This window comes from Pseudomonas sp. PS02288, assembly GCF_029959715.1.
In the GTDB taxonomy this organism is placed as follows: Bacteria; Pseudomonadota; Gammaproteobacteria; order Pseudomonadales; family Pseudomonadaceae; genus Pseudomonas_O; species Pseudomonas_O kuykendallii.
The window spans coordinates 19034-27145 of the sequence record NZ_JASCPA010000063.1; the positions used below are offsets into that span (position 1 = coordinate 19034).

Consider the following 8112-nt stretch of genomic DNA (forward strand, 5'->3'; position numbering starts at 1 on the left):
GAGCCAGGGGTGGGTCCAGAACCACAGCCGGCCCGGCGATGGGGCCAGTTGCCCGGACTGGACGCACGATTGCGCGGCATCTGGTGCCAGAGCAGACACCGCCCGCTGCCTAGAATCGCTTATCTCCCACTCAACGCGGACCCGCCCGATGACCGACCTGCATTTCGAACACGCCAGCCGCCTGGTTTCCTGTCGCGACCTGTTCGGCATCGACGCCGACCTGCAGGTGCCGGTGTTCCTCGAGCGCGATGCACAGGTGCCGGACATCGACCCCGCCTACCGTTTCGATCAGGACGCTACCCTGGCGATCCTCGCCGGCTTCATGCGCAACCGCCGGGTGTTGCTGCAGGGTCTTCACGGCACCGGCAAGTCGACGCACATCGAACAGGTCGCCGCGCGCCTCAACTGGCCGTGCATGCGCGTCAACCTCGACGGCCACGTCAGCCGCCTGGATCTGATCGGCAAGGACGGCATCGTCCTGCGCGACGGCCAGCAGGTCACCGAATTCCAGGAAGGCATCCTGCCTTGGGCGCTGCGCCGGCCGATGGCGCTGATCTTCGACGAATACGATGCCGGCCGCCCGGACGTGATGTTTGTCATCCAGCGCGTGCTCGAACGCGACGGCAAGCTGACCCTGCTGGATCAGAACCAGGTGCTCACCCCGCACCCGTACTTCCGCCTGTTCGCCACTGCCAACACCATCGGCCTGGGCAACCTCAACGGCCTCTACCACGGCGCCCAGATGCTCAACCAGGCCCAACTGGACCGCTGGAACGTGGTCGCCCGCCTGGACTACCTGCCCGCCGAACAGGAAGTGGCGATCGTCACCGGGCAGGCGCCGGGCACCGACCCGGCGCTGGTCGGGCGCATGGTGGCGCTGGCCAACCTCACTCGCCAGGGTTTCGCCGCCGGCGACCTGTCCACGCTGATGTCGCCGCGCGCGGTGATCTCCTGGGCGGAGAACGCGGATATCTTCGGCGACACGGCGCGTGCCTTCCGCCTGACCTTCCTCAACAAGTGCGACGACAGCGAGCGCGCGCTGGTGGCCGAGTACTACCAGCGCTGCTTCGACGTCGAACTGGCCGAATCCCACGCGCGGCAGCAATCCTCGTGACCGCGCAGCGCCTGGAAAAGCGCCAGCAGCAGGTCGAGGAACTCTGCGCCGCGGTGCTCCGCGCGCTGGCAGCCAGCCCGCGCCTGCGCTACCGCGGCAACCGCCTGGAACTGGCCGGACGGGCTTTCCCCATCCGCGCGCCACACCTGCACCCGGAGTTCGCCCGCGACGATTTCCGCTCCTTTCGCGGCGTCGCCGACAGCCTCGCCCTGCGCCTGCGTCACAGCGATCGGGCCCTGCACCACAGCCGGATGCCGGCCTCGCCGATCGAGCGGCTGGTCTTCGACCTGCTCGAACAGTTGCGCTGCGAAGCACAGGTGAGCGAGCAGCTACCGGGCGTGCGTCACAACCTGATGCACCGCTTCAGCCAGTGGGCGGAGCAGTTCATCGACTCCGGCCAGCTGGAAAACCACCTCGGCCTGATGCTCTTCACCCTCGCCCTGATGAGCTGGCGGCTGCTCTGCAACGGGCACACGCCGGAACGCATCCAGGACCTGCTGGAAGCGCCGCGCATGGGCTTGCTCGGCCAGTTCGGCGCGGAATTCGGCCTGCTGCGCAAGACCCGCCATGACCAGGCTGCCTTCGCCACCCATGCGCTGAACATCGCCTTCTGCATCGCCACGCTGATCGATCAGCTCGAGCAGCAACTGGGCAGCGCCGACGAGCGCCGCGACACCGCCAGCGAGAAGAGCCTTGCGGCATTCGCCCTGCTGCTGGAAAACGACGGCGGCGAAGACGGCGACGGCGGCGGCATCGCGGGCGCCAGCGACCGCACAGGCGCCCAGGACGGTTTCCGCTACCGGGTGTTCAACCGCGACCACGATGTCGAGCAGGTCGTCAGCAAACGGGTACGTGCCGAACTGCTGCTGGAACTGCGCCAACGCCTCGACCAGCGCATCCTCCGCCAGGGCCTGAACCTGCAACGGCTGGCGCGCCAGTTGTCCGCGCTGCTCGCCGCGCCACGCCTGCAGGGCTGGGAATTCGCCCAGGAGGAGGGCCGCCTCGACGGCGGTCGCCTGAGCCGCCTGGTGACCAACCCGAACCAGCGCGACCTGTTCCGCCGCGAACCGCTGCGCCCGCACAGCGAGTGCGTGGTGACCTTCCTGATCGACAACTCGGGCTCGATGCGCACGCACATCGAAAGCCTGGCGCTGCTGGTCGACTGCCTGTCCCGCGCCCTCGAGCTGGCCGGCGCGAAAACCGAGATCCTCGGCTTTACCACCGGCCAGTGGAACGGCGGCCGCCCGTTCAAGCGCTGGCGCGGGCAGGGCTCGCCGGCCGATCCGGGGCGCCTCAACGAGCTCTGCCACATGATCTACAAGGACGCCGACACGCCCTGGCGCCGCGCCCGCCCGGCCATCGCCGGGCTGCTCAAGTCCGACCTGTTCCGCGAAGGCGTGGATGGCGAGGCACTGCTCTGGGCACGCCAGCGGCTGCGCCAGCGCAACGAACCGCGGCGCCTGCTGATCGTCATCAGCGACGGCTGCCCGATGGACAGCGCCACCCATCAGGCCAACCGCGAGGACATCCTCGACCTTCACCTGCGCCAGGTGGCGCGGCAGATCGAGGACGAAGGGGAAATCGAGCTGTACGCGCTGGGCGTCGGCCTCGACCTGGGCGCCTACTACCGCCACAGCCTGGAACTGGACCTGCAGCAGGGCGTCGAGAATGCGCTGTTCGGCGAGGTGCTCGGGCTGCTCGGCCGGGGCCGCGCGCGGCGTTGAGGCCGCGGCCGTCACCCAGGACGGCCGCGCCGGTTCAGACGAAGAACTTGAGGATCACCAGGATCAGCGCGGCAAGGAACAGGGTTTCAGTCACCAGCAAGGTCGCCGGTCGCCAGCCCACCGCCAGCAGCGCCTTGATCGAGGTCTTCATGCCCAGCGCGGCGATCGCCGTGACCAGACACCAGCTCGATACGCCGATGGCCATCTTCTGCGACCACTCCGGCATCACGCCGCTGCTGTTCAGGCCGACGAAAACCACGAAGAAGATGATGAACAGCGGCAGCGGCAATGCCGTCTTCGAGCCGCCCGAGTCCGCGCCGCCGCGGCGGCGCAGCAACAGCGAGAGGGAGAACACGATGGGCACCAGCATCGCCACCCGCAGCAGCTTGATCACCGTGGCGGTGTCGCCGGTCTCGTTGGACATGCTGTAGCCGGCACCGACCACCTGCGCCACGTCGTGGATGGTCGCGCCGAGGAACACCCCGGCCTGTTGGTCGTCTAGGCCGAGGCTCTTGGCCAGGATCGGGTAGACGATCATCGCCAGCGTGCTCAGCGCGGTCACGCTGATCACGGTGAAGATGGTGTTGCGCTCGGCGTCCTTGTCCTGCGGCAGTACCGCCGAAATCGCCAACGCCGCCGAAGCGCCGCAGATGCCGACGCTGCCACCGCTGAGCACACCGAAATCGCGCCCCAGGCCGAGCAGCTTCGACAGCCCCACGCCGACCGCGATGGTCAGCAGCACCGCGCCGATCACCACCATCATCAGGGTGCCGCCCAGGGAGAAGATCTGTTCCACGGTGATGCGCATGCCCAGCAGCGCGACGCCGATGCGCAGGATGGTGCTGGAGGTGAACTTGATGCCCGCCACCGCGCGGCCTTCCTCGTGGAGGAAGCCCAGCGCCATGCCCAGCAGCAGGGCCATCAGCATCACCGGTGCGCCATAGTGCTCGGACAGAAAGGTCGCGCCGGCAGCGACGACGACGGCCACCAGCAGGCCGGGCGAGACTTCCAGGAAACGCTCCCGGCGCCGGCTGAGCCAACTGTCGGTAGGCGGAAGGGCAGCCACTGAATTATTGTTGTTTTTGGAACTCATTATTCCGATTCCTTGCATTGCTTGGGCATAAATGCATAAGCGCATGCTAGAGAATCGAAACTGGCACCATTAGGACCACTATCACCGCACAGGCTGGGCCAGATTTGAAATGGCACCCGTGCGCCTCGGCAACTGGACCTACCGCGACGGCCACCAAGACCTCCAGGCTGCCCCACCGACAACTCGTGAGAACCCGCGTGGCAATTCCCGTGCATCGACTCGCCCAAGCCACCGCCGTCGCGCTGCAGCGATGGCGAAATCCAAACCCGGACTGCGCCACCGGCAACGACCCGCGCGGCAGCGATAACGGGCTGTTGCTGCTTTTCCACGGCAGCCTCGCGCACGCAGCGGATTACGCCTGGCAGAACGCCGGCCGTACGCTGGTCGACAAGACCTACCTGCGCATCCTGTTCAGCGGCGCGGCACTGGACTACCAGGGCCTGAGCGCGGACGAACTGGCCGCGCGCCTGGACTCGTTCATCCGCGAACAATTGGTACCGCGCTGGGAGGCGCTGACGCAGAACGCCGAGGCGGAACCGCCCGGGCGCCTGGTCGAATCCCTGGAGGCCGGCCTGTTCGGCGAGCCAGGCAACGGCGAGGCCGGTAGCCATATCCTCTTCTGGCTCTGCCCCCGCCTGCCACTGCTGCCCAAAAGCCACGCCGGCCTGCGCGGCCTGGAACTGCTCGCCGACGGCCAGCTCGGCCTCGACGCCAGCGACTACCAGCACGCCTGCGCGGCGTTGCTGAAGGAAATGCCGGTGCTGCCGGCGCCGCGCCAGTTCGCCGGCAACCCCGACGACCAGCGAAGGGTGCGCCAGCTGATCGAGAACAGCGACTGGTGGCGGCGGCGCGTGCTGGCGCAGTGGCTCGAGCAACTGGGCGGCGCGCCGGCCTGATTCGCGTACAGGCGAAATCGCGGTGCCGCTTGTGGCGGTACCGCTGTCGCTTCGCAAGGGAAATGACGTCAGTGGGAGAACAACGCGACGCTCGTGACGGCGTGTCGCCCGGCACGACTACGACGCAGCCATGCGGGGCGCGCATGGTAAACGCAGAAGCCTTTCAATTAGCTATCAATGCCGCAGAAAAAATCTGTAACACATATTCCGTTGATGATTTCTTGACCAATTCTTGATGTTCCGAACGGCACTCTGGAAGGGCGTCGACAGCCTGCCTGGCAGCCGACCGCAATTGCCGGCCCCGCCGCCCCCTGTCGCTTTCGGAATTCGCCCCATGAACAAACTCCCGCAGATCACGCTCGCCTTCTGGATCATGAAGATCTGCGCCACCACGCTCGGTGAAACCGCTGGCGACCTGCTGTCGATGACCCTCGATGTCGGCTATGCCATGAGTTCGCTGATCCTGCTCAGCGCGTTCCTCGTCACCCTGGTGGCTCAGCTCGCCTCCAAACGCTACAACCCGCCGCTGTATTGGGCGGTGATTCTCTCCACCAGCACCGCCGGCACCACGATGTCGGACTTCATGGACCGCACCCTCGGGCTCGGCTACGCCAGCGGCTCGGCGCTGCTGATCGGAATTCTCGCGGTGATCTTCGCGGTATGGAAACTCAGCGGCAGCACGCTGGCGGTGGATCGTATCCGCGGTTTCAAGGGCGAGCTGTTCTACTGGGTGGCGATCCTCTTCTCCAACACCCTGGGCACTGCGCTGGGCGACTACCTGGCGGACGACTCGGGCCTCGGCTTCGGCGGCGGCGCGCTGCTGATCGGCAGCCTGATCGCCGGCATCGCGGTGCTGCACTACCGCACGCGGATTTCCACCGTCCTGCTGTTCTGGGTGGCCTTCGTGCTGACCCGGCCGTTCGGCGCCACGCTGGGAGATTTCCTCACCAAGCCGCTGGAAAAAGGCGGGCTGGACTTCGGCACCGTCGGCGCCTCGGCCTTCCTCGGCGCGATACTGGTGGGCCTGGTGGTCGTCGCCACCCAGGTGCAGCGCAAGCGCCTGCGCGCGGCACCGCTACCCGCGCTGTGACCGACGCGCCCTGGCGGAAAACGTCCCGCCAGGGCCCGCCCGGATGAGCAAATCCGTCCCGGTTCCGGTCTGCTGAACATGTTCCCCGGACCGGACCACCCGCATGCGCCACCGTCACGCGTCACTCGCCCCCATTCGCCTGCCCATCCTCCTGCTGCTGTTGGCGAGTCTCGCCGCCTGCAGCAGCCTGGCCCCGCGCGATCCGCTGCGCATCGACCTGGCCGGGATCGAGCCGCTGCCCGGCCAGGGCCTGGAAATGCGCTTCGCCGTGCAGTTGCGCGTGCAGAACCCCAACGACGACGCCCTCGACTACGACGGCGTGGCACTGGACCTGGAAGTGAACGGCCAGCCGCTGGCCAGCGGCGTCAGCGACCGACGCGGCGAAATCCCGCGCTTCGGCGAGGCGCTGGTCAGCGTGCCGGTGACGATCTCGGCGTTCTCGGTGATGCGCCAGACCTGGGGCCTGGGCCTCTACCAGCCCGGCCAGGGGCTGCCCTATCGGCTCAAGGGCAAGTTCGCCAGCGGGCTGTTCGGCACCCAGCGCTTCAGCGACAGCGGCACCCTCACCTGGCCCGAGCCGCCGACCTCGCCCTGACGCCGATCAGCGCGGCTCGCTCTCCCGCCAGACGGGCAAGACGATTCCCTACCAGGACCTGCCGCATACGGACTGCCAGGCGCCGGGCTGGCTGGCTGGCTGGCTGGCTGGGCGCGATACTCGCCGATTCCGACGCCGGCGCCAGCCGCGGCGCGCTGTTCGACGACGGCCGACTGATCGGCCGGCCGACACTGACGTTGGCGGATGCGGCTGACTCAGGCGGCGAAACCGCCGTCGATGGTCAGGCTGGCACCGGTGATATAGCCGGCTTCGGGCCCGGCGAGGTAGGCGACGAAGCTGGCGATTTCCTCGGCGCGGCCATAGCGCGGCAGCGCCATCAGTCCTTTCAGGGTGTCCGCGAAGTCACCATCATCGGGGTTCATGTCGGTGTCCACCGGGCCCGGCTGGACATTGTTGATGGTGATGCCGCGCGGGCCGAGGTCGCGCGCCAGGCCACGGGTCAGGCCGACCAGCGCGGCCTTGCTCATGGCGTACACGGCGCCGCCGGTGAACGGCATGCGCTCGGCGTTGGTGCTGCCGATGCTGATGATGCGGCCGCCCTCGCCCATGTGCCGCGCGGCTTCCTGGGTGGCGACGAAGACGCTGCGCACGTTGATCGCCACGGTGCGATCGAAGTCCTCCAGGCTCAGTTCGTCCAGTTGTCCCAGCGCCAGTACGCCGGCGTTGTTGACCAGGATGTCGAGTCCGCCAAAGGCCTTCACGGTGGCGGCAACCGCCGCGCGCACCGCCTGCTCGTCGGCGCTGTCGGCGCGAATCGCCAGGGCCTTGCCGCCTTTCGCCTGGATCGCCGCGGCCAGTTCCTCGGCTTTCTGCGCCGAGCTGACGTAGGTGAAGGCGACTGCCGCGCCTTCCGCGGCCAGGCGCTCGACGATGGCGGCGCCGATGCCGCGCGAACCGCCCTGGACCAGGGCAATCTTGCCGCCAAGGGTGTTGCTATCGGATGTGCTCATGGGTGTCTCCTGGGTGTTCGGTGAAAGAGAGGTCCAGTATCTACCGCTCAATCGATACCGATTAGCCGGCAATCCCTATACGCTGAATGAACCAACGGTTTACGCAGATGCCCATGGAAACCCTCAACGCCATCGATTGCTTCGTCCACAGCGCGGAGGCCGGCAGCTTCGCCGAGGCGGCGCGGCGCCTTGGATTGACGCCTGCCGCGGTGGGCAAGAACGTCGCCCGGCTGGAGGCGAGCATGGGCGTGCGGCTGTTCCAGCGCAGCACGCGCCGGCTGAGCCTGACCGAAGACGGCGAGCGCTTCCTCGGCGAAGTCCGCGAGGGCCTGGCCAGCATCAAGAGCGCGGTGGCCAACCTCGGCAACAGCGCCGGGCAACCCTCCGGCACGCTGAAGGTCAGCATGGGGCTGGCGTTCGCCATCGACTACATGGTGCCGCTGCTGGGCGAGTTCCTCGCCCTCTACCCGGCCATCGAACCGGACTGGCATTTCGACAATCGCCAGGTCGACCTCATCGGCCAGGGCTTCGACGCCGCCATCGGCGGCGGCTTCGAGCTACCGCCCGGCGTGATCGCCCGCGAGCTCGCCCCGGCCCATCGCGCGCTGGTGGCCGCCCCTGACTACTTC

The 8112-nt window shown here is 67.7% G+C and carries 8 protein-coding genes; 6 read left to right on the forward strand and 2 right to left on the reverse strand.

Going from position 1 to position 8112, the window contains the following annotated elements; translation table 11 throughout:
* The first annotated feature begins 148 nt into the window (after positions 1-148).
* Both QMX85_RS20105 and QMX85_RS20110 read left to right on the forward strand, forming a co-directional pair.
* Positions 149-1114, forward strand: coding sequence for an AAA family ATPase (locus QMX85_RS20105; protein ID WP_282343877.1), 966 nt, complete (start codon positions 149-151; stop codon positions 1112-1114).
* Positions 1111-2838 (forward strand): cobalamin biosynthesis protein CobT, encoded by a 1728-nt coding sequence (locus tag QMX85_RS20110; protein WP_282343879.1) that lies wholly within the window; start codon positions 1111-1113, stop codon positions 2836-2838. The genes QMX85_RS20105 and QMX85_RS20110 overlap by 4 nt, the downstream gene beginning before the upstream one ends.
* Before the next feature lie 34 nt (positions 2839-2872).
* Here QMX85_RS20110 and QMX85_RS20115 read toward each other — a convergent pair whose 3' ends face one another.
* Positions 2873-3931, reverse strand: a complete 1059-nt coding sequence (locus QMX85_RS20115) for a putative sulfate exporter family transporter (protein ID WP_282343881.1) — start codon at positions 3929-3931, stop codon at positions 2873-2875.
* Positions 3932-4140: 209 nt separating this feature from the next.
* Between QMX85_RS20115 and QMX85_RS20120 the strand changes: the two genes are divergently transcribed.
* The 3 genes from QMX85_RS20120 (at position 4141) to QMX85_RS20130 (ending at position 6512) form a co-directional block, all read left to right on the forward strand.
* Complete coding sequence (locus tag QMX85_RS20120) at positions 4141-4827, forward strand: hypothetical protein (RefSeq protein ID WP_282343883.1); 687 nt, start codon at positions 4141-4143, stop codon at positions 4825-4827.
* A 334-nt stretch (positions 4828-5161) separates the two neighbouring features.
* Entirely contained in the window at positions 5162-5917 is a 756-nt protein-coding gene (locus QMX85_RS20125; RefSeq protein ID WP_282343885.1) for a hypothetical protein, read from the forward strand.
* Positions 5918-6020: 103 nt separating this feature from the next.
* Positions 6021-6512, forward strand: a complete 492-nt coding sequence (locus tag QMX85_RS20130) for an LEA type 2 family protein (RefSeq protein WP_282343887.1) — start codon at positions 6021-6023, stop codon at positions 6510-6512.
* Between the two features lie 215 nt (positions 6513-6727).
* Here the strand turns inward: QMX85_RS20130 and QMX85_RS20135 are convergent, their stop codons facing one another.
* A complete protein-coding gene (locus tag QMX85_RS20135; protein ID WP_282343889.1) occupies positions 6728-7483 on the reverse strand; it encodes a 3-oxoacyl-ACP reductase family protein in 756 nt (251 codons plus the stop codon).
* A gap of 107 nt (positions 7484-7590) precedes the next feature.
* Here QMX85_RS20135 and QMX85_RS20140 point away from each other — a divergent pair.
* Positions 7591-8112 (forward strand): LysR family transcriptional regulator (locus tag QMX85_RS20140; RefSeq protein WP_282343891.1); only part of this gene is annotated, 522 nt, incomplete at its 3' end.